The sequence below is a fragment of the Pectobacterium sp. PL64 genome (assembly GCF_022477975.1).
Taxonomy (GTDB): Bacteria; Pseudomonadota; Gammaproteobacteria; order Enterobacterales; family Enterobacteriaceae; genus Pectobacterium; species Pectobacterium jejuense.
Genome location: NZ_CP092070.1, coordinates 3,587,733 through 3,609,957 on the forward strand (window position 1 = coordinate 3,587,733; position 22,225 = coordinate 3,609,957).

The window sequence follows — 22,225 nt, forward strand, 5'->3', positions numbered from 1 at the left end:
TTCGACCAGCAACCCCGCCTATGGAGATAGTCATGGAATCACTCACTCGTAGAACTTTCGTCAAGCTCGGCGCAGGCAGCGCCATTACGCTGGCTGGCGGCTTTTTTCACGCGAATGGCGAATCATTAGCCCCTGCCGGGCCGCTGCGTATCGCCATTATTTCGGATGTCCACGTCCACAATATCTACGGCAACTACGATTTTGACGGCCTGCCCGATGCGCAGACCGGAAAAAAGCTGACCATTCGCACCCTGAAAGATTCGGTGAATTCGACCCGCATCTTCAATGAGCCCTACTTTGCGCTGCTGGCCGCGCTGGATGAACTGGCAAAACAGCAGGTGAAATACGTGGTGCTGTCTGGCGATTATTCTGATGACGGCCAGCAGCCTACCGTTGAAGGCATTGCCGCCATCCTGACGCAGTATGAACAGCGCCACGGTATGCGATTCTTCGCCACGCCCGGCAACCACGATGTCAATCGTCCACAGGGTGATGACTCCTGGCAAAGAATGCTCAACGCCGACGGCAGCAGCACCATGCTGAGCAGCAAACCCGGCGTTAAGCTTGGCGACGCCCAGTCGCTGATTGTTACCACCAAGATGCAAGCGCTCGGCTATGAACGCGGCCTGCCGCTGATGAAGCCGTTTGGTTTCTTTAAACGCGACGACTTCCTGCACTGGGAAACACCGTTTGGCGACAGTGATGAACTCAGTAAACGTCAGTATCTCGCCCGCTCACCGGACGGCAGCAAGCAGTGGAATATTGTGGATGCGTCCTATCTGGTGGAACCGGAAGCAGGACTGTGGCTGCTTTCCATCGATGCCAACGTATATCAGGTCAAAGACGGCCCGGAGAAACGTGAAGGGATTGAAGGCTATTCCACCAGCAGCAATACCGGCTGGAATGCACTGCTGACCGAGAAACCGTTCATGCTGCCGTGGGTGAAATCGGTGGTACAGCGGGCAAAAGCGCAGAATAAGAAGCTGCTGGTGTTCTCGCACTATCCGCTGGTCGATTTCCTCGACGGCACGGTAGAAGACGAAAAGCAGCTATTTGGCAGCAACAGCTTCATTAAACGCACGCCGCGGCCGGAGGTTGCCGAACAAGCTCTGGCGGCTGGAATCCGTCTGCACTTCAGCGGCCACCTGCACGTTAACGACACCGGCGTGTATCGCGGTTCACAGGGGACGCTGGTAAATGTCGCGGTGCCGTCGCTGGCCGCTTACCCGCCCGCCATGAAGCTGGCGACGCTGCATAGCGACAGAGTCGATATCGATACGCTGGTCCTGCGCAACGTGCCGCAGTTCAACCATCTGTTCCCGTTCTATCAGAAAGAGTTGGATCGCACAGGGGAACCGCTGGGCGATATTCTGAAAAGCCGCGATTATTATGACTTCCTGCACCATCATCTGGCGCTGCTGGTACGCCAGCGTTTTCTGGTGAAAGACTGGCCGGAAGATTTATCGTCTCTCATCAATACGCTGAACTGTGCCGATCTGCTGTGGATCGCACAGCAAAAGGAACCGATCAGCGCCAAAACGCTGCCCGACGCCGCCGAGCGTAAACCGAATGCGGTTGCAGGCACAGATGGGTTACAGGATATTTCACTGCTCACGCTGGTGACCGACTGGTACTGCCTGCGCAACGGCAGCGATCTCGCCTGGCAGGATATTCCGTCAGCGCGGGTGAAACAGTACCGCGCCCTGCTGGCAGCCTACACTCCAACGGCCACGCTACCGCCGGACAGCCTGCAATACCGCTTCGGCCTGATGCTGAAAATCCTCGCCGGTTACATCAACGATGAGCCAGCGACCCGCTTTGTGGTTGATATGCAGGGAAATTTCGTCACGGCGTGATGTGTTCATGTGATTGCCTTTTAGTCACATGGGTTATGTACATGCGGAGACGGTTTCGTGCGCTTCAAACACCGTTCTCTTCATGCTACGTCGTAGCACGCGCCCGACATAGGGGGCTACGCCAGCCCCCTATGAACCCCGGCTTTTGGCGGAAATTATGCCGCTAAAGCGGTGCCTTCGTCGGTATCAGGCTTAGAGGACCGCTTGCGACACGTTCCCGACGTGGCGCAAGCTTTCGCCGCGTCCATGCGGCTCATCCTAAGCCTGCTATCTCCTCAGCATAATTTTTTACGCCGTGAAAAGAAGAGCCATCGCGATATGAGTTGGCTGGTTTTTTTCAGCAGTGAAGCGCACGAAATACTGCACACCTGTAGCAATCACACCAAATCCCCCTAATGTCGACTTACATACTTTCTTACCTATTGCCTCTATCGTCATCGATAAAAATCGGTATGTTATAATATAACAAATTAGCTTTTTACCGATGATAATGACAAGTTTTTACTCCCTCTCCGCGCTGAAGCGCGTGTTACTGGTTTCCCTGCTGTTAGTACCGTTGTGGCTATTGGTGGGGTGGGCGGTGGTGTTGCCATGATTGCCCTACAGGAACTGGCCTTTGGCTATCGTAATCAACCACCGCTCGCGACGCTCAGCGGGTGCTTTCATCAAGGTTCGCTGACGGCGATTATTGGCGCAAACGGCTGCGGAAAATCCACATTGCTGAAAACGCTGGCAGGTCTGTTGCCGCAGCTTTCTGGTTCGTTCAGTCTCGGTAACGGCTGCAAAGATAATGCTATCGGCTATTTGCCACAGCTCTCCGAATTCGATCGACAGTTCCCTATCAGCGTGCGCGATCTGGTGCTCATGGGATCGCTGCCTCATCGCGGGTTGCTTAGGGGTATCAACACCAACTGGCATCGCAAAGCGACCGACGCGCTCGACGCCGTCTCCATGACGGATTTCGCCGATCGGCATATTGGCGTCCTGTCCGGTGGACAATTACAGCGCGTGCTCTTCGCGCGGCTGCTGCTGACACAGGCTCCCATCATTCTGCTGGATGAACCTTTTACCGGCATCGATAGCCACACCACGCAGGCGCTTTTACAGACAATCGAGCAGCTTCACGCCGAAGGCAGAACCATTCTGGCCGTTTTGCACGATCTGGAACTGGTCGGTCAGCACTTCCCGAACATTTTGCATCTCACCCCGGACGGCCATCGCTGGGGTGAGGCTCAGCCCATACTACATAGCCTGCGCAAGGCCGACAGCGATATGCCAACGCTCAGGATCGTCACGTCATGATGTTATTTCACCTGATCACTTCTCCTTTTGCCGAATTCGGTTTTATGCGCCGTGCGCTGGTCGGCTGTCTGGTCATCACGCTGAGCGCCGCGCCGCTGGGCTGTTTCCTGCTGCTACGGCGCATGAGCCTGATTGGCGATGCGCTGTCGCACGCGGTCTTACCCGGCGTCGCCATCGGCTACCTCATCTCCGGGATGTCGCTGCTGGCGATGGGAATCGGCGGCTTTATCGCCGGGCTGGCCGTCGCCATGCTCTCCGGCTTCGTCACCCGCCACACGGAATTAAAAGAGGACGCCAGTTTTGCCGGTTTTTATCTCGGCTCGCTGGCGCTCGGCGTCACGCTGGTGTCCCTGCGCGGCTCCAGCGTCGATCTGCTGCATGTGCTGTTCGGATCGATCCTCGCGGTGGATCGCGCCGCACTGATCGACATTGCGCTGATCGGATCGACCTCTTTGCTGGTGTTGGCGGTGATCTATCGGGCGCTGGTGATTGAATCGTTTGATGTGACCTTCCTGCGCATCAGCTCAGGACGCTATCGGGCGTTGATCCACGGGCTGTTTCTGTCGCTGGTGGTGCTGAATCTGGTCGCGGGATTCCAGCTGTTAGGCACGCTGATGACGGTCGGCATGATGATGCTGCCTGCCGCTAGCGCACGGTTCTGGACGCAGCGCCTGCCCGTGATGCTCGGCATTGCGGTGCTGCAAGGGATGCTCGCCAGCCTGATCGGGCTGCTGTGGTCCTACTATGCCGAGCTGCCCGCCGGGCCCGCCATCATTCTGACGATTACGCTGTTTTTCTGTTTCTCGGTCTGCGTTGGTCACAACGGTGGGCTGTTACGCCTGCGCCGGTGACCGATGAATCTTGTTATCTGCAACTGTCTGTGAGGGAAAAATGAAACGTTCACTGTTAGCTATTGCATTATCCGGCCTGCTGCTTAGTCCACTGGCGATGGCAAAGAACCTTGAGGTTGTCGCCAGCTTTTCCGTACTGGGCGATATGGTCAGCCAGATCGGTGGCGATCGCGTTACCGTCACCGATCTGGTGAAGCCCAATGGCGATCCGCATGAGTTTGAGCCTTCTCCGAAAGACAGCAAAACGCTGGCTAAAGCCGATCTGGTTTTCGTTAACGGGCTGGGGCTGGAAGGGTGGATCGATCGGCTGGTCACCGCCTCCGGCTACCGTGGCGACGTCATTACGGCCTCAAACGGGATTGAAACCCGCACCATGGTGGAAGACGGCAAAACGGAAACCGATCCGCATGCCTGGAACAGCATGAGCAACGGCGTGGTCTACGCGCACAACATCGTCAACGCGCTGGTGAAAACCGATCCAACGAATGCCGATTACTATCGCCAGCAGGGTGAAGCCTACATCAAACAGTTACAGGGGCTGGATAGCTACGCGAAGCAAACGTTCGCCACCATTCCGCCAGAAAAACGTAAAGTGCTGACCAGCCATGACGCGTTCGGCTATTTCGGCCAGGCCTACGGCGTGAAGTTCCTGTCGCCGGTGGGCTACTCTACCGAATCGGAAGCCAGCAGCAAAAAAGTGGCCTCGCTGATTAAGCAAATCAAGCAAGAGAAGGTGAAAAGCTACTTCATTGAAAACCAGACCGATGGACGTCTGGTGAAGCAAATCGCCGATGCCAGCGGCGCGCAGCCCGGCGGTGAACTGTACCCGGAAGCTTTGACTGACGCCTCCGGCCCCGCAGCAACCTACACGGCCGCGTTTAAACACAACGTCGATACCCTCGCCGCCAGCATGAAGTAAGCCTCATTCCTGCCAGTGTGACATCGCTGGCAGGAGCCCTCTCTCTCTGCCCGCCCTCTGGGAAAGATTCACTACACTTAGCAGAGACGATCTTTGCAAGGAGTTCCTATGACATCGCAATCTTTCAACAGCATCGGGTTACGTCAGAGACTTCGCGGGCTATGGTTTCTGGAATCCTTCATTGATGTACTGGGTGACGGCAGCGTGGTTGACATGATGGGGAAAGGGGCGACCGGCTATATCCAGTATACCGACGATAACTGGATGACGGTGCAAATCATGGGCAGCAATAGACGTCCCTACGATACGGGCACCATGACAGGTGGCTCAGAGCAGCAGCTGATACAGGCCGCCGCCACCTACTTCGCCTACGCAGGCCGTTATGAAACCGATGACGAAGCGCAGACCGTCACGCACTATCTGGATTATTGCCTCATTCCGAACTGGATTGGTTCCAGCCAGCTGCGCTACGCGCAGCTCAGTGAAAACGACACCCGTCTCTGTTTAACAACGGACCCGATGACGTTCAACGGCGTGGTGCATAAACCCGAACTCAACTGGCGGCGGCAGTCGGCCTGACACAACGCGTCATGCACAAGGCGTCAGGCACAAACCCGGTTTACACCAGCGTCAGATTGAACGTTTTACCTTTCAGTTCCGTTTGCGCCTCGGGTGCTAGCGCGCTGTCGGTGATGATATCGGTCAGTTCCGACAGCGGCGTGACGCAGAACAGTGAGTACGCGCCGTATTTACTGCTATCGGCCAGCAGTATCCGGCGGCTGGCATTCGCGCCGAGATCTTGTTTTACGCCCGCTTTCTCTTCCGTCGGCGTGGTGACGCCTTTATCCAGACTCCACGAGTTGCAGCTGATAAACGCGATATCGGGGTAAATGCTGCGTAACAGACGACGACCGTGTTCGCCAATGCAGGACTGGCTGCTGTCATCAATACGCCCACCGATAATCGTCACTTCGATCTGCTTGAACTCAGACAGGAACAGCGCAATTTGCAAATCGGCGGTAATCACGCGCAGCGGCAGATGCGTCAGGTGACGCGCCAGCTCCAGCATGGTCGTTCCCGCATCCAGCACCACCGCGCTGCCCGGTTTTACCAGCGTCGCGGCATAGCGGGCTATCGCCTGCTTCTCTTGAAGGCTACGATGTAGCTTCTCATTCGTGGTCGGCTGGGAAGGAATAAAACGATTGAGCGTCACGCCGCCATGACTGCGGCTAATCACGCCCTGCTCATCCAGTTTGATCAAATCACGACGGATCGTCGCTGGGGAAGCGTCGATCACGGACACCAGTTCATCTACCGTCACCAGATTATGGCTTTTCAGGTAATCCATAATCTGATCAAGACGGCTCTGCCCTTTTACTTTATCCCCGCTCATGCGGAAAGCATCAGTTAATGTAGGATCCACGGCGATATCCATCTTGCTGTCATATACCCGTAATACTTCAAGCTGCTTGTGCGTTGGCTGCGCTCACTCACCCGAATCACTTACCTGAGTAAGCTCATCGGGATTCCTTCGCTTGCCGCCTTCCTGCAACTCGAATTATTGGGGGTATAAAGTTATTTTATGTTGTTGGTTCTTGATTGCAGGATACCAGAAACCTTCTCGAACGCGGGAAGGAAGATATCCTGCAATGTGCACTGTAGCTTAAAAAACCGTGCTATCAACCGTGATGGGTTACCGAAAATCAGGCCAGTTGCATGGCGAGCTGGATAGAGATCGCCATACTTTCTGACTTCGCTTTACCCGTCCAGGCAATATCAAACGCCGTGCCGTGGTCAGCAGAGGTGCGGATAAACGGCAATCCGGCGGTGATATTCACCCCATCATAGAAGCCCAGCAGCTTAAGCGGAATGTGTCCCTGATCGTGATACATCGCCACTACCATGTCGTACTGGCCTTCATACGCCTGTAGATAGACGGTATCCGGCGGGCATGGGCCATAAACATCAATGCCTTTTGCCTTCATCGCTTCAACCGATGGCGACACGATGGTGATCTCTTCGTCACCAAACAGACCATTCTCGCCCGCATGCGGGTTAACCCCAGCAACGGCGATACGCGGATGAGTAAAACCGACGCGCTTGAGGAAGACATCTGCCATGTCGATCACCGTTTCCACGCGATCGCGGTTCAGCGTATCCAGGAATTTACGCAGCGCGATGTGCGTTGAAACATGGATCACCTTCAACTTATCGGTATACAGCACCATCGCATAGTCGCGGCTGTTGGTCAGCTTCGCCAGCAGTTCGGTGTGGCCCGGATAGAGGTGGCCCGCCGAGTGCAGCGCTTCTTTATTCAGCGGCGCGGTGGCAATCGCATGGACTTCACCGGCCATCGCCAGCTCGGTTGCTTTCTTGATGCAGCGGTAAGCCAAATCGCCCGCCTGCGACTGAACAACGCCAGGCTTCAGCGCCTGAGGGTCTTCCAGCGGCTCATCAATCATGTTGATGACGCCCGGTGCGAAGACCGCGTCAGCCGGCTTATCAATGATTTTCAGCTCTACGGCTGGCACGATATTCAGCGCCAGAATACGTCGCATCGTCTGTACACAGCCCACCACCACAGCGGATGCGCCGGAAAGCTCACCTTCGGCCAGAGACTTGATAATAATTTCCGGTCCAATCCCTGCCGGATCACCCATCGTTACCGCAATAATTTTACTCACTGACCTTCTCCTCAATAAAACGTAAAACGTCGAGCAAAGTAGTTTCGTTGCCAAAACCCCCCGCTTTAGTCATCACAGGGGTCGTGCCGACAACGCTGTTCAGCAGGTATCCCCAGGGCACACAGGATGCGATTTGCCCCTTAATCTGAAAGCCGGTCGCGCCCAGTGCGGTTGCCACAGCAATCGCAATGTCACCACCGGATAAATACAGTCCGCCCGGCAGACGCCGGTTAGCGCTGTCCGCAGTCAGGCTGTCTAGCGCCTGAACAATATTGCGCGTAAGTTCCCCCAGATAGTGGCTGATCGTTTCGCCAAGCTGCTGTCGGCTAAGCCCAAGCTGCTGGCACCGCGCGTCGATCTCGAAGCGCTGATTTTCGTTATGACAGGTACGAATAATGCAGTGATTGCCGTTCATCAGCGCCTTCACCGCATCCTCACACTGGGATGCCATGACGGTGGATGACTCGGCTGAAAAGAGTGCGTTGATATCGATCTCAACCAGCGTGACATCGCTGCGCAGCCTGACGGCCGCAATCTGTTTTTGAGCGATATCGCTCATCGAGCCGACGACAGCCAGCAGCGGCTTTGCGGTTTTACGCGTAAAATTCTGCGTATTGGCCAGCGCTTCGCTCAGGCCCGCCGAACCGACCAGCAAGGGGCGAAACGGCAACGTTCTGGCGGCATCAACGATATGTGTCAGATCGTCCTGCACGTCCGTATCAAGAATAATCAGACGCACGCCTTCGTCCGCCAACTGCTGCAAACGCTGGGCTAAATGGGCCTGACGGACGTCATCAAGGTGTATTTCCGCCACCGGTAAAGCGGTTTGTTCTGCCAGACGGGCAGCGATAGAAGCGGAGGTGACTGGCGTTTTGGGATCGCTGGCAAATTCCGTGTCGGTAAGCAGGCGACCATTCACCCAGACTTCACCTTTATGGGTCACACGTCCCAGCGTCGGCGACGCCGCAGCAATCAGCGCAACGGGCACGTCTGCCGCAGACAGCGCGGCGGCGATTTCCGCCCCCACATTCCCGCGCAGCGTCGAGTCAATTTTCTTGATAATCCAACCTTGTCCACCGGCTGCCTGCCAGGCTGCAACCGCTTCAGCGGTGCGTTGAGACGCCACGTCGTCACGCGCCGCACGGCTATCGGTGTTGATCACCACCGCATCACCCAGTAAATCCGCATGCAGTTTATTAACGTCAAATACGACGCTAACCCGCGCACCATGCTGCGCCAGACCGACGCCCGCATCATTGGCACCCGTAAAGTCATCAGCGACTACTAATACCTGTTCTGCTGATTGCTGCACGTTTGACATACTTCATCCCCGGTTCATGATTACCTGATAATGATTATATTGAATCACATTTGATTATATGTGAGCAATATCAAATTATTTAAAAGGAATTTCACCTATAAATTATCACCACGATGTGGCAAATGGCGTTTCGGCGTGATGAGAACCACGTCATTTGACTGAAAGTAATCACCATCGCAACCATTATCATCATAGCGATAACGCTCTGGCGAAAGAGAAAAGGCAAGGTAATAAGCATGAACATCAATAGCACTATCCTCAGCGGTTACCGGGTACTTCAGGACATTAGTCACCTGTTGGCAGGGAAACAGCACGTTTTATTTGTCACCGACAAAAACATCGTCGGGCTGCCTGACGTTCAGGCGCTGATCGCACAAGTTAAGCAAGCCGTTCCGCAGGTTCTGTTGGTTGATCATGTGCCTGCCGAACCAAGCCAGCACGATGTTGCGCAGATACTGAGCCAACTTAATCAAATCCAGACCGATCTGGTCATCGGCGTGGGCGGCGGCAGCGTTCTGGACGTCGCCAAACTGCTTTCCGTACTGTGCGCGGGCGATGAAACCGTCACGCTGGATAGCCTGCTGGCAGGAGAGAAACCGACGCGCCGCACGACATCCCTGCTTATCCCGACCACCGCAGGAACCGGCTCAGAAGCCACGCCGAATGCCATTCTGGCGATCCCGGAAAAAGAGACCAAAGTCGGCATTATTACGCCGGTGATGCTGCCGGACTATGTTGCGCTGGTGCCGGAGCTGACCATCAGCATGCCGTCACATATCGCCGCCTCAACCGGTATTGATGCGCTCTGCCACCTGATTGAGTGCTTCACCTCGACGATTGCCAACCCGGTCAGCGACAACTACGCGCTGATTGGCCTGAAAAAGCTGTTTGCCAACCTCGAAACCTCCGTGCGCGAGCCGAACAACATGGAAGCCAAGCTGAACATGCTGTGGGCGTCCTATTACGGCGGTGCCGCCATTGCCCACTCCGGTACGCATCTGGTTCACGCCATGTCTTACCCGCTGGGCGGCAAGTACCACATCCCGCACGGCGTAGCGAACGCCATCCTGCTCGCCCCTTGCATGCGTTTCGTGCAGGACGCCGCACAGGAGAAATTCGCCCAGGCGTATGACCTGCTGCCGGATGCCGATCTGACGCTCAGTACAGCGGAAAAAGCACAGGCGCTGGTGACCTACTTCAGCGAATTGGTTAAACGCCTCAACCTGCCTAACACCTTACAGCAGCTCGGCGTGGAAAAAGACCACCTGCCGTACCTGGTTGATGCCGCGTTACAGGTTCAGCGCCTGATGAAAAACGTGCCAACACAGGTCAGTGCCGACGACGTCCGTGAGGTTTATCTGACTCTGTTTTAAAGCGCGCGGGTTTAGGTAGAACGGTTTTAACTTTTCATCTTTTTGATTACGTGTCACGAGGAAGAACAATGAGTAAAAATATTACCGGCGTACTAACTGCCATCGTCACGCCGTTTGATAACCAGGGCGAATTTAACCCCGCTGCTATGCGTCTTCAGGTTCAGCGCCAGATGCGCTACGGCAACGGTATTTTTTGTAACGGCACCAACGGTGAGTTTTTCGTGCTGCACACCGATGAGAAAGTCGCCGTCACTGAAACCTGCGTTGATGAAGTTGCCGGAAAAGTGCCGGTTGTCGGCCACATCGGTGAAATCTCCACGCGGGAAACCATCAAGCTCGGCAAGCGCATCGCCGCGCTGGGTGTTGATGCCGTTTCGGTCATCACCCCGTATTTCATCCCACTCAAACAGGAAGAACTGATCGCCCACTACACCGCCGTCGCCGATGCGCTGACAGTGCCGGTGTTTCTCTACAACATTCCTGCACGCACGGGGAATACGCTGGCACCGGAAACCGTCCGCACGCTGGCGGATCACCCGAACATCATCGGCATTAAAGACAGCGCAGGCAGCTATGAAAGCCTGAGCGGTTATGTGCAAGCGGTGAAAGGTGTACAGGGCTTTAACGTATTGAATGGCCCAGACTCGCTCATTCACCAGGGCTTTGTTGACGGCTGCTCCGCCTGTATTTCCGGGCTGGCTAACGTGGCACCGGAACCGATCAGCCAGATTTGGCACCGCTTCAACGCGGGTGACATCGAAGGCTCCCGTCAGGCACAAGAACAGGTTGCCGAGTTGCGTAAGACACTGTACGCCATCGCATTCTCACCAGCTGTGGTGAAAAAAGCGCTGGCGATCATGGGCGAAGATGTCGGCGTCAGCCGCTATCCGATCCAGTTTTCCGCACAGGATGAAGACAACATCCGCAACATACTTAGTCAATTCTCGCAGTAACAGAGAAATTTCAATTTCCACTTATAGGCCGAGAAGATATGAACCATTTTAACTTAACTGACACCCTCATAATCGTTGGGATGATTGTGTTTTATATCGCATTCACCTCATGGTTAACCTACAAGCTCCGCAGTAAATCGAACACCGAGTTCATGGAAGGTTCACGCGCGCTACCGGCGTTTATCGTCGGTATCCTGCTGATGACCGAGTTCATCGGTGCCAAATCCACCATCGGTACGGCACAATCTGCCTTTGAGAACGGCTTTGCCGCATCATGGTCGGTGATTGGCGCCGCCATCGGCTTCCCGCTGTTTGGTATGATTCTGGTGAAGAAGATTTATAACACCGGGAAAATCACCATCTCCGGCGCGATTGCCGAGAAATATGGTACCAGCACCAAGAACATCATTTCGATCATCATGATCTATGCGCTGTTGCTGGTTAACGTAGGCAACTACGTCAGCGGCGCGGCAGCCATCGCCACGGTGTTGAAAGTCTCCCTGCCTGTCGCCGCGCTGATCACTGCTGTCGTCAGTACTTTCTACTACTATTTCGGCGGCTTGAAAGGAACAGCCTACATCACGCTGATCCACAGCGCCGTGAAGTACGCTGGCGTCATGATCATTCTGTTCGTGGCATTGAAAATGACCGGCGGCTTCAAGCCAATGATCGAACAAATGCCGGATTACTACTGGACGTGGGACGGTAAACTCGGTGCTGGCACCATCTTCGCCTGGCTGATCGGGACTATCGGTTCTATCTTCTGTACGCAGTTCGTGATTCAGGCCATTTCGTCAACGAAAGATGCCACCAGCGCTAAACGTGCGACCTGGGTTGCCTTCTTCTTCTGTATGCCGATTGCGCTGGCTATCGCGGTCATCGGTGTTGCGGCGAAGTTTGCCCACCCTGAAATCAACAGCCTGTACGCGATGCCAGTCTTCCTGCAAGACATGAACCCGTGGCTCGCCGGTCTGGTCACCACGTCACTGGTCGCCTCTATCTTCATTAGCGTGAGTATGGTGGCACTGGCTATCGTTTCCCTGTTGATTAAGGACTTCTACGTTCCTTACTGGAAACCGACGCCAGAAAAAGAGATGAAAATGACCCGAATCCTGTCGCTTGTCGTCGGTTTCGCGCCGCTCCTCTTCGTTCTGTTCGTCCCTGAGATCCTGAAGCTGTCGTTCTTTACCCGTGCCATTCGTCTGTCGATTTCCGTGGTTGCGGTAATTGCGTTCTACCTGCCGTTTTTCAACAGCGCACGCGGTGCAAACGCCAGCCTGATATCAGCCTGCGTCGTCACCTCTGTTTGGTATATTCTCGGCAACCCGTACGGCATCGATAACATGTACGTCGCGTTGGTTACCCCTGCTATCGTCATGCTGATCGACCGCATGATTCCGAACAAAGCGGCCAAAATCAAAATTTCTCAAACTGAAAATAAATCGGGAGCCTGAGTCATGAGTAGCGAAACCATTACCGTGGAACGTAGCGGAAAAGTTCATCACGCAGAAGGCGATGCCGCGCGTCTGGATGCCTACATTCCATCGGAATGCCCGCAGAATCATGCGGCCAACCTGCTCCATCTGCCGAACGGCGATGTACTGTGCGTCTGGTTTGGTGGTACGCAAGAAGGGATTGCGGATATCTCTATCTACATGTCCCGTCTGGTGAAAGGCAGCGATAGCTGGAGTCAAGCCGTTAAACTGTCTGAGGATTCCACGCGTTCCGAACAGAACCCGGTTCTGTTCCTCGCACCGGACAACGTGCTGTGGCTGCTGTACACCGCGCAGAAGTCCGGTAATCAGGACACCGCGATTGTGCGCTACCGTCAGTCTACGGATTTTGGTGCCACCTGGGGCGAGATCGGCACGCTGCTCGATCAGCCGGGCACTTTCATCCGCCAGCCTATCACCGTACTGAAAAACGGCGACTGGCTTCTGCCGGTGTTCTACTGCCGCGTTCAGCCGGGTGAGAAATGGGTCGGCAACGATGATGACAGCGCCGTAAAAATTTCCAGCGATCAGGGGAAAACCTGGCAGGAATACCCAGTGCCAAACAGTACGGGCTGCGTGCATATGAACATCACCCCGTTGCACGACGGCACGCTGCTGGCGCTGTACCGCAGCCGCTGGGCGGATTTCATCTACCAAAGCCGTTCAACAGATGGCGGTAAAACCTGGTCAGATCCCGTACCGACCGATTTGCCGAACAACAACTCGTCCATTCAGGTGACGACGCTGGAGAATGGCCATCTGGCACTGGTGTTCAACCACATGAGCGCTGCCGATGCCACCGAACGCCGTCTGTCGCTGTACGATGAAATCGAGGATGAAGAAGACAAAGCCAGCAATGCCAAAATGCCGGAAGTGCAAGCCGGTGGTCGTAGCGCCTTCTGGGGTGCTCCACGCGCGCCGATGACGCTCGCCATTTCGGAAGACGGCGGCAAGAGCTGGCCGTGGCAGCGCAATATCGAAGTGGGCGACGGTTACTGCATGACCAATAACTCCACGGAAAAACTGAACCGCGAGTTCTCTTACCCCAGCGTCAAGCAGGCGCAGGACGGTAAGCTCCACGTAGCGTTCACCTACTTCCGTCAGGCGATCAAGCACGTCGTGGTGAGTGAGGAGTGGGTCAAAGCGAACTAAACCACGCAGCTTTTTCTCTTTGTCAGCGGGGGGCGCTCCCCCGCAATACCCTAAATAATTCGAGTTTCAGGAAGGCGGCAAGTGAGGGAATCCCGATGAGCTTACTCAAGTAAGTGATTCGGGTGACTGAATGAAGCCAACGCACATGCAACTTGAAGTATGACGGGTATATCTTCAGGACACTATTATGATTGCAGGAAACCTAAACGCCCTCAAACTCGCCACGCTGCCCGACGCGCTGTGGGCCATTCTGTCCGCACCGGGCATGTCGTTAGCTGAACTGAACGCGCTGCCCGAAGGCCGTTATCAGCCGGAAGGAGCCGACTGGTTCTACAATATCGGCACCGTGAACACCGCGCCGCGCGCCACACGACATACCGAATTTCACAGCAACTACCTCGATATTCAACTGATTCTGGAAGGCGAGGAGATTATCGGTTACGGTCTGAATGATGTGCATGGCCAGCCCGCGACTGAACGTAAGCCGGATCTCTATATTCTGGAGAACCCACAGGTGCCGCATCAGATCCACCTGCGGGCAGGCGACTTCGTCACCTTCTATCCGGGCGAAGCTCATCAGGCGCTGTGTGCGATTAATGACAGCCCTGCCCCGGTCAAAAAAGCCGTGTTTAAAATCCCCGTTACGTTGTTGTAATTAAAATGGTTGCATCAGAACGGTTGCATCAAAGCCGTTAAGTCCGCATTAAGGAGACACATCTCATGTCAGCGACAGCCCCTAAACACGCCCTGATTACCGGTAGCAGCTCAGGGATCGGTGCCGCCATCACTCAAAAATTACTGGCGGAAGGCTGGCGGGTAACTGGCCTGTCACGCAAGCCGGGTGACTATTCACATCCACACTTTACCCACCGCGCGGTGGATATCATGGATACGCCCGCGCTGACGGCCATTCTGGACGAGATTACGCAGGTTGATGCCGTCATCCATGCCGCTGGCATCATGAAAGCAGCCCCGCTCGGTCAGCTTTCGCTGGAAGACGGTGAAATGCTATGGCGATTGCATATCAATGCGGCGCAGGTACTCGCCGATCGTCTGGTCGATAAGCTGCCGCAAGGTGGAAGAATCGTGCTGCTGGGCAGCCGTACATCAAGCGGTTCCGCGGGACGCAGCCAGTACGTCACCACCAAATCCGCGATGATCGGCATGGCAAGAAGCTGGGCGGCGGAACTGGCTCCGCGCGGCATTACGGTAAACATCGTCGCGCCAGGCGCAACAGAAACGCCGATGCTGACGATGCCGGGTCGCCAGAGTTCTCCGCCGAAGCTGCCGCCGATTGGACGCTTCATCCAGCCACAGGAAGTGGCCGATCTGGTGGGCTATCTGCTCTCCCCGTCTGCCGCAGCCATTACCGGCCAGCAGTTGGTGATGTGCGGCGGTGCATCGCTGTAAGCCATCACGATTTCCATAACTACATAACGACATAACTACAGGCCAATATTCTTAAACGGAGATTGGCCTGAATTATTTCTCCGCTTCTTGTCCCCATGTCACTCGCCTATTGTAGAGAGATATTATTCCCTTTCATTACTATGAATACATCCATTCGAAATAATTAACAAAAGAATAATAAAAACACACCTTCCAATAAAATAGAATGAGTTGATCTCAATCAACTTATTAACGCCATTATTAACCACCATTATATAAATAGTATCTACACTATCTTTAACGTATAAAAAATAAAATGTAAAAGATTCGCCAACTACTAATAACTTACCACCCTTGACTGGTGAGACAAAACAATAAGATCAAAAAATTAATTAATAAAACAAATACATAAAAAATAAAATAACAAAAAAAAACAGAACCACCATGAATAGTTATGAAGACATTCAGGGCGCTATTTTCTGCCTATTACACCATTCAGACATGAAATATTTAACTCACCCTACCGCTTTTGATTTAATCGGACAAATAACAACAGGATATTTTCGTATGGATAATGACATGTTAGCACCAGAAAAAAATCATTTCCCGTTTAATAACAGCCTATTGAATAATGAAAAAATGATTATGCCGAGTGGCATAAAAAAATCATCTGGCATAGCAGAGCAAGAAACCCTTACGCCACGCATGCAGCGTCTTCGCGCCCGCTATTTAGAGGCACGTCCCAGTATTTCTATTTATCGCGCACTGGCCTTCACCGAAGTGGCAAAGCACAATCCTGGCCTGCCGCCTATTCTGTTACGGGCCAAATCCTTTCGTAAAGCCTGCGAAACGGCACCGATACTGATTCAGGATGAAGAACTGATCGTAGGCCATCCCTGCGGTAAACCGCGAGCGGGGGCGTTCTCTCCCGATATTGCCTGGCGCTGGGTACGTGACGAACTGGACACCATGAGCACCCGCCCTCAGGATCCTTTTCAAATTTCAGAAGAAGACAAAAAAACCATCCGTGACGAGATAGTCCCGTTTTGGCAAGGTCGCTCGTTGGATGAAATTTGCGAGACGCAATACCGTGAAGCGGGCATCTGGGCATTCAGTGGAGAAACCTTCGTCAGCGATCTTTCTTACCATCAGATCAACGGCGGCGGCGACACTTGCCCCGGCTACGATGTGCTGCTGTTTACCAAAGGTATGGAAGGCATCAAAGCCGACGCACAGGCAAATCTGGCTCAGCTTGATAGGGGAGAACCGGAGGATATCGATCGTATCTATTTTTATAAGGCCGCAATTGAAACCTGCGACGGCGTCATGGCCTATGCGCGCCGCATCGCAGCACACGCACGCGAACTGGCGGCACAGGAAGGTGACGCTTCACGGCGAGCTGAACTTCTGGCCGTTGCAGAAATCAACGAGAACGTGCCAGCTCATCCCCCCAAAACGTTGCAGGAAGCGCTGCAAAGCATCTGGACGCTGGAGTCGCTGTTTGAAGTGGAAGAGAACCAGACAGGGATTTCACTGGGGCGTGTCGATCAATACTGCTACCCGATGTATGAAGCCGACATTCAATCCGGTCGCCTGACGCGCGAACAGGCACTGGAAATGATGCAGATGTTCATTCTGAAATGTGCGGAGCTGATGTGGATGTCCAGCGAAAGCGGTGCGAAATATTTCGCAGGCTATCAACCGTTCATCAACCTGACGGTCGGCGGGCAGAAGCGTAGCGGAGGCGATGCCTGTAACGACCTGACTTACCTGATCATGGATGCAGTGCGCTTCGTGAAGGTGTATCAACCGTCACTGGCCTGCCGTATTCATAACCAATCTCCTCAGGCGTATCTGGAAAAAATTGTCGACGTCGTTAAATCAGGGATGGGCTTTCCAGCCTGCCACTTCGATGATTCCCATATCAAGATGATGCTGCGCAAAGGCTTCGATTTTGAAGATGCGCGCGACTACTGCCTGATGGGCTGCGTTGAACCGCAAAAATCAGGCCGCATTTATCAGTGGACCTCCACGGGCTACACCCAGTGGCCCATCGCTATTGAGTTTGTCTTAAACCGCGGCCGTATGATCCTGTTCGATCGCGTTCAGGGACTGGACACTGGCGAATTGAGTACGCTGGATACCTTCGAGGCTTTTGATCGCGCAGTGAAAACGCAGATTGCGCACATTATCCGCCTGTCCGCGATTGGCACGGTGATCAGCCAGCGCGTGCATCGTGATGTGGCGCCTAAACCGCTGATGTCCCTGCTGGTCGAAGGCTGTATGGAAAAAGGGCGGGATGTCGCTGCCGGTGGCGCCCTCGTCAATCACGGGCCGGGGCTCATTTTCTCAGGACTGGCGACTTACGTTGATTCTATGGCAGCCATTCGCAAGCTCGTTTATGAAGACCGTCAATACAGCTTGGAACAGCTACGTGATGGCCTGTTGGCGAATTTTTCAGGCTATGACGAACTCAGAAGAGACTGCCTGAATGCCCCGAAATATGGCAATGATGATAACGCAGTCGATCAGCTCGCGCGGGATCTCACGGAATGGACGGAAAAAGCGTGCCGTCAGTACAAGATGCTCTACTCCACGTTTAGCCACGGCACATTGTCGATCTCAAACAACACGCCAATTGGTGAACTGACGGCAGCCAGCGCTAACGGCCGACTGGCGTGGATGCCGCTTTCCGATGGTATCAGCCCGACACAAGGGGCGGATACCCAAGGCCCAACTGCCGCTATCAAATCCGTCAGCAAGTTGAACGTCGAAAGCATGAATATCGGCATGGTGCATAACTTCAAATTCCTTAAAGGCATGCTGGATACCCCAGAAGGCCGTAATGGATTGATCGCTCTGCTGAGAACGTCGTCCATTCTGGGTAATGGGCAAATGCAGTTCAGCTACGTTGACGATGAAATATTGAGAAAAGCCCAACAAACACCGGAGCAATACCGTGATTTGATCGTGCGCGTCGCAGGTTATAGCGCCTATTTCGTTGAATTATGCAAGGAAGTCCAGAATGAGATCATCAGTCGCACCATGATCGATAAGTTCTGATCGTTCGACAAGCTCTGATCGCCACAGGGCCTAAAGACATCCACAGAATATTGTCGAGCAAGGAAGCTTACGGTGACAGAAGGAGGCATAACAATGAAACCTGCGCAGAAAACCACAGGGCGAATATTCAATATTCAGAAATATTCGATCTATGACGGAGACGGCGTCCGCACGCTGATCTTTATGAAAGGCTGCAATATCCGTTGTCCCTGGTGCGCGAATCCGGAAGGGATCAGCAGCGCCTATCAAATCATGATTTCTCAGGATAAATGCGTAGACTGCGGCAAATGTGCGGACGTTTGCCCGACAGGCATTCACAGCATGCGGGCAGACAGCAAGGGTCAATGGCACCATCATCTCGATCGCACAGCGGACTGCATGGGCTGCCGGAAGTGTGAAACAGCATGCCCGTCAGGTGCGCTGGACGTCATGGGAAAAGAGATGACGGTTGCGGAGCTGATGGAAATCATCATGCAGGATCATCATTTTTATATGTCCTCTGGCGGTGGCGTCACGCTTAGCGGCGGGGAAATGAGCCTACAAACGAGTTTCGCTGTCGAAGTGCTCACCGCCTGCAAGCGCATGATGATTCACACCGCAGTAGAAACACAGGGCACGACCCTAAAATCCCACTACAGCAGATTAGCCGCCGTAACGGATTTATTCCTTTTTGACATCAAGCACATTGATACCCAGCAGCACAAGACGCTGTTTGGCATCGGGAATGAAAACATACGGCGTAATCTGGAACATCTGGTCGGGCTGGGAGCCGATATCGTCATTCGTATGCCACTCGTGCGCGGCTATAACGATTCGTACGATGCGGTGACCAACGCCATTCACTATGTTCAGACGCTGGCACAGCGCGGCAGTATACGGCGCATCGACGTGCTGCCCTACCACCAGTTAGGCCGTAAAAAGTACGAAAGGTTGGGCATGATTTACCCAATAAAAGAGGATCCCAGTTACAACGAAGAAGAGTTAAATCGTTTGGAGATTTTCTTTAACGAATTTGATTTCGATATTCGTCTGGTTCGTCATTAAAGAGAAAACCGGATCGCGTATTCTTAACATAAGTCAGGAGCAATATATGTCAATTAGAAAGCAATCATGGCTTTGGATGTTATTAGTTATCCTGTCAGAAACGTCAGCCACATCCACGCTAAAAATGTTTGATGATAGTCAGGAGATAACAAAAATAGCGTTATTGGGGGTTATTATTCTGCTGTACTGCGTCTGCTATTATTCGCTGTCAAAAGCCGTAAAACATCTTCCGGTGGGGTTAGCCTATGCAACCTGGTCCGGCACAGGTATTTTATTAGTTTCGACGCTCAGTATTATTTTTTACGACCAACGTCCTGATATTCCTGCCATCATTGGTATGAGCGTGATTGCCACTGGCATAGTAATCATGAATCTTTTCTCTAAAATGGGCACTGATGAACAGCCCGAAATACTAACGGACAGCGATAAAAACCCGCCATTGAACACAAAAATCATTCATTAAAAATAAGGATGCCCATCATGTTAAACGGATTTCTCTGGCTGGCGCTTTCCATTGGTTCAGAAATTACCGGCACATCGATGATAAAGAAAACCGATGGATTCAAAAAACGCGCCCCCTCCATTGTCGTGATTCTGGCTTACTGCCTTTGTTACTTCTCGTTAACGCGTGCAATGGGCTATTTACCCGTAGGGGTTGCCTATTCCCTATGGTGCGGTTTTGGCATCGTCGGCGTGACGTTTATTTCAATGCTGCTTTATAAACAAAAACCCGATCTCCCGGCCCTATTCTCTATGGCATTAATTATCAGCGGGGGAATTATCATGAATATGTATTCGAGTATGTAAAAGGTATTGATTTCATTACGTTCTATCATGAGCACTTATCGTCCCACCCAGCACTATGGTATCTACATCACGGGGCCATTCAGGCCCCACTACACTCGTTTACCGTTATCGGCAGGTAGCATAATATTTAATAAAAATATGAAAATAAAAATTAAAAAAATAAAAAACAAAACACTCCATCCTTATGAAATCATTCATTAATAAAAACCAAACCCAATTAAATTAATAATATGCACCCTACTTAATAGCGACGAATGATTATTTCCCCCTTGAACAAAACAAAGTCACAACTATACTGAAAAACTCTTGTAATTGAGAAACCCCATATATTTATTTAATACTATATCCAATACTCTATCGGATGGTGAGCATGTCTTGTAATGATAAATTTAATAAAATCATAGAAATGAAATTATTTGATCCAAGAGTAAGGCATCATATTTCATCACGTGATTATATGGAGTTAACGGTAAAAAGAATGCGGGTTATTTTTCAAGAAGGACTGATTAATAACGAAATGTGGTTGGGGCAAGAAAACCAAGCGCAGTTTGATGATCTCTGTAAAAATGTCGCTTTATTCGGCACGTTAGATTTATCATTAGGCATATCCCTTGCAGCACACCTCATTGCAGGAAATGTAATATTTACGCAATCCAGCCCCAGTCAGATAAGACAGTATCGAGATGAAGTAATTAACTTAGATCGTATCTATTCTTTTTGCTGCACAGAAATAGCCTGTGGTACTAATTTACGCAATATAAAAACGACCGTCACTTACGATCATCTACAGCACAGACTGATACTCGATTCCCCAACCCCTGATTCTGCGAAATTCTGGATAGGAAATGCACTTTATTCCGCTACCGTCGGCATGGTATTGGCGAGACTGATCGTTAACGATCGTGATGAAGGCATTCATTGGTTTCGAGTACCACTGAGAGATAAAGAAGGTGAGAGTTTACTTACCGGTATCAGTGCTATTTCTTGCGACCCCAAAGGCGGTGTGGAAGGATATCAAATCTCCGGCCTTCGCTTTAATCAGGTCAGTTTGCCCCTTGAGGCGATGATGCAGCGTCATTCTGAAATTACTTCCGATGGCGTGTTTTATAGTCAGACGTCCAAATCCCAACGTTTCGCATCGCTGTTTGAAACCTTTTTGCAGGAACGCATTTTTCCATTGAGCAGCGGTAGCCTGTCTGCAGCAGCCGCACTTTATATTACCTATAAATTTTCTGAACACCGAGTCACATCATTAAAGCCAACATATCAAACCTTAATTATGGAACCATTATTTTGTCAACGATTATACCCCGAGTTACTCAAGGCATTCTCTCTGCACATTTTGAATAATGTTATCATTGAGCAATTCAAAATAAATTGGGAAGATAAAAGCACGCATAAACAATTGCAGATTTTAGTCGCAGTCGGAAAATATTTAGGGTCATCACTCGGGTTGGAAATCCTACGCAAATGCCGGGCGATGTGCGGGGCTCAGGGTCTACATCACTACAACCAAATTATGTCCATGCAGATTGACTATGAGGCTAATATTACCTTTGCCGGTGATAACTCCGTCATGTCTTATCAGATTGCCAAGTATATGATTGGATTAAATAGATTTAAAAATCATGATATTAAACCAGAAAACATCGCACAAGAAATAGAAAAGAAAGTTGTCACCGCCTGCAATCAGCGCCGATTCACCCATGCAGAAGCACAGGCTCTTACCTATACCTACGCACTAGATCTTATTATTCAAAACATCCAAAAAACAGGCATTTTAGATAGTGATATGCTACAAGATCTCAGCAATAGCTTTACACCGTATATGTCAGACACCCTATCTTTCAATGTCATTAATCCAACGATAGAAAAGATAAATTATTTGATGAAGATACTTACTCCACCAATTGAGTTAATTACCGCACCAATCATTACCCCTAATTATACAGAAGAGTTTACTTCAGAACTTTACGCGATGTCATAAATAGCCAATTAACATTTCACCTGCCTCCCGG

At 52.1% G+C, this 22,225-nt stretch carries 18 protein-coding genes and 1 pseudogene; 16 read left to right on the forward strand and 3 right to left on the reverse strand.

Translation table 11 applies throughout. The features are described 5' to 3' along the window. The first annotated feature begins 32 nt into the window (after positions 1–32). From HP572_RS16090 to HP572_RS16110, 5 genes are all read left to right on the forward strand, one after another. On the forward strand, positions 33–1,856 hold the full coding sequence (locus tag HP572_RS16090) for a metallophosphoesterase (RefSeq protein ID WP_240583738.1): 1,824 nt from the start codon (positions 33–35) through the stop codon (positions 1,854–1,856). Between the two features lie 591 nt (positions 1,857–2,447). Then, the gene (locus HP572_RS16095; protein ID WP_240583739.1) at positions 2,448–3,158 is read left to right on the forward strand and encodes a metal ABC transporter ATP-binding protein; all 711 of its coding nucleotides are present in this window, start codon (positions 2,448–2,450) and stop codon (positions 3,156–3,158) included. Continuing rightward, entirely contained in the window at positions 3,155–4,009 is an 855-nt protein-coding gene (locus HP572_RS16100) for a metal ABC transporter permease (RefSeq protein ID WP_205551590.1), read from the forward strand. Before HP572_RS16095 ends, HP572_RS16100 begins: the two co-directional genes overlap by 4 nt. Before the next feature lie 40 nt (positions 4,010–4,049). Then, positions 4,050–4,928 carry a metal ABC transporter substrate-binding protein gene (locus HP572_RS16105; protein ID WP_240583740.1) on the forward strand — a complete coding sequence of 293 codons (879 nt, stop codon included), beginning with the start codon at positions 4,050–4,052 and terminating at the stop codon, positions 4,926–4,928. Positions 4,929–5,036: 108 nt separating this feature from the next. Beyond that, a complete protein-coding gene (locus HP572_RS16110) occupies positions 5,037–5,507 on the forward strand; it encodes a lipocalin-like domain-containing protein (RefSeq protein WP_240583741.1) in 471 nt (156 codons plus the stop codon). A 40-nt stretch (positions 5,508–5,547) separates the two neighbouring features. Here the strand turns inward: HP572_RS16110 and HP572_RS16115 are convergent, their stop codons facing one another. The 3 genes from HP572_RS16115 to dtnK all read right to left on the reverse strand — a co-directional run bounded on the left by HP572_RS16115 (position 5,548) and on the right by dtnK (position 8,933). Beyond that, positions 5,548–6,363, reverse strand: a complete 816-nt coding sequence (locus HP572_RS16115; protein ID WP_240583742.1) for a DeoR/GlpR family DNA-binding transcription regulator — start codon at positions 6,361–6,363, stop codon at positions 5,548–5,550. 268 nt (positions 6,364–6,631) lie between these two features. After that, complete coding sequence (locus HP572_RS16120; RefSeq protein ID WP_233990208.1) at positions 6,632–7,612, reverse strand: D-threonate 4-phosphate dehydrogenase; 981 nt, start codon at positions 7,610–7,612, stop codon at positions 6,632–6,634. Next, positions 7,605–8,933, reverse strand: coding sequence for a D-threonate kinase (gene dtnK, locus HP572_RS16125; protein WP_240583743.1), 1,329 nt, complete (start codon positions 8,931–8,933; stop codon positions 7,605–7,607). The genes HP572_RS16120 and dtnK overlap by 8 nt, the downstream gene beginning before the upstream one ends. A gap of 236 nt (positions 8,934–9,169) precedes the next feature. Between dtnK and HP572_RS16130 the strand changes: the two genes are divergently transcribed. The 11 genes and pseudogenes from HP572_RS16130 to HP572_RS16180 all read left to right on the forward strand — a co-directional run bounded on the left by HP572_RS16130 (position 9,170) and on the right by HP572_RS16180 (position 22,194). Continuing rightward, positions 9,170–10,306 (forward strand): iron-containing alcohol dehydrogenase, encoded by a 1,137-nt coding sequence (locus HP572_RS16130; protein ID WP_205551603.1) that lies wholly within the window; start codon positions 9,170–9,172, stop codon positions 10,304–10,306. A gap of 68 nt (positions 10,307–10,374) precedes the next feature. After that, a complete protein-coding gene (locus HP572_RS16135; RefSeq protein WP_039470120.1) occupies positions 10,375–11,259 on the forward strand; it encodes a dihydrodipicolinate synthase family protein in 885 nt (294 codons plus the stop codon). Between the two features lie 38 nt (positions 11,260–11,297). Beyond that, a complete protein-coding gene (locus HP572_RS16140) occupies positions 11,298–12,713 on the forward strand; it encodes a sodium:solute symporter family protein (RefSeq protein ID WP_039549716.1) in 1,416 nt (471 codons plus the stop codon). Between the two features lie 3 nt (positions 12,714–12,716). Beyond that, the gene (locus HP572_RS16145; RefSeq protein ID WP_240583744.1) at positions 12,717–13,904 is read left to right on the forward strand and encodes an exo-alpha-sialidase; all 1,188 of its coding nucleotides are present in this window, start codon (positions 12,717–12,719) and stop codon (positions 13,902–13,904) included. A gap of 187 nt (positions 13,905–14,091) precedes the next feature. Next, positions 14,092–14,559, forward strand: a complete 468-nt coding sequence (locus HP572_RS16150) for a YhcH/YjgK/YiaL family protein (RefSeq protein ID WP_240583745.1) — start codon at positions 14,092–14,094, stop codon at positions 14,557–14,559. A 65-nt stretch (positions 14,560–14,624) separates the two neighbouring features. Further along, positions 14,625–15,314: an SDR family NAD(P)-dependent oxidoreductase gene (locus HP572_RS16155; protein WP_240583746.1), complete on the forward strand. Its 690-nt coding sequence runs from the start codon at positions 14,625–14,627 to the stop codon at positions 15,312–15,314. Positions 15,315–15,980: 666 nt separating this feature from the next. Next, positions 15,981–18,356: pseudogene (cutC, locus tag HP572_RS16160) on the forward strand (choline trimethylamine-lyase); the annotation flags it as partial. Between the two features lie 93 nt (positions 18,357–18,449). Further along, on the forward strand, positions 18,450–19,400 hold the full coding sequence (cutD, locus tag HP572_RS16165) for a choline TMA-lyase-activating enzyme (protein ID WP_240583747.1): 951 nt from the start codon (positions 18,450–18,452) through the stop codon (positions 19,398–19,400). A 46-nt stretch (positions 19,401–19,446) separates the two neighbouring features. After that, the gene (locus tag HP572_RS16170; protein ID WP_240583748.1) at positions 19,447–19,863 is read left to right on the forward strand and encodes a multidrug efflux SMR transporter; all 417 of its coding nucleotides are present in this window, start codon (positions 19,447–19,449) and stop codon (positions 19,861–19,863) included. 17 nt (positions 19,864–19,880) lie between these two features. Then, the gene (locus tag HP572_RS16175) at positions 19,881–20,207 is read left to right on the forward strand and encodes a multidrug efflux SMR transporter (RefSeq protein WP_224073132.1); all 327 of its coding nucleotides are present in this window, start codon (positions 19,881–19,883) and stop codon (positions 20,205–20,207) included. A 370-nt stretch (positions 20,208–20,577) separates the two neighbouring features. Then, positions 20,578–22,194 (forward strand): acyl-CoA dehydrogenase family protein, encoded by a 1,617-nt coding sequence (locus HP572_RS16180; RefSeq protein WP_240583749.1) that lies wholly within the window; start codon positions 20,578–20,580, stop codon positions 22,192–22,194. The last annotated feature ends 31 nt before the right edge of the window (positions 22,195–22,225 follow it).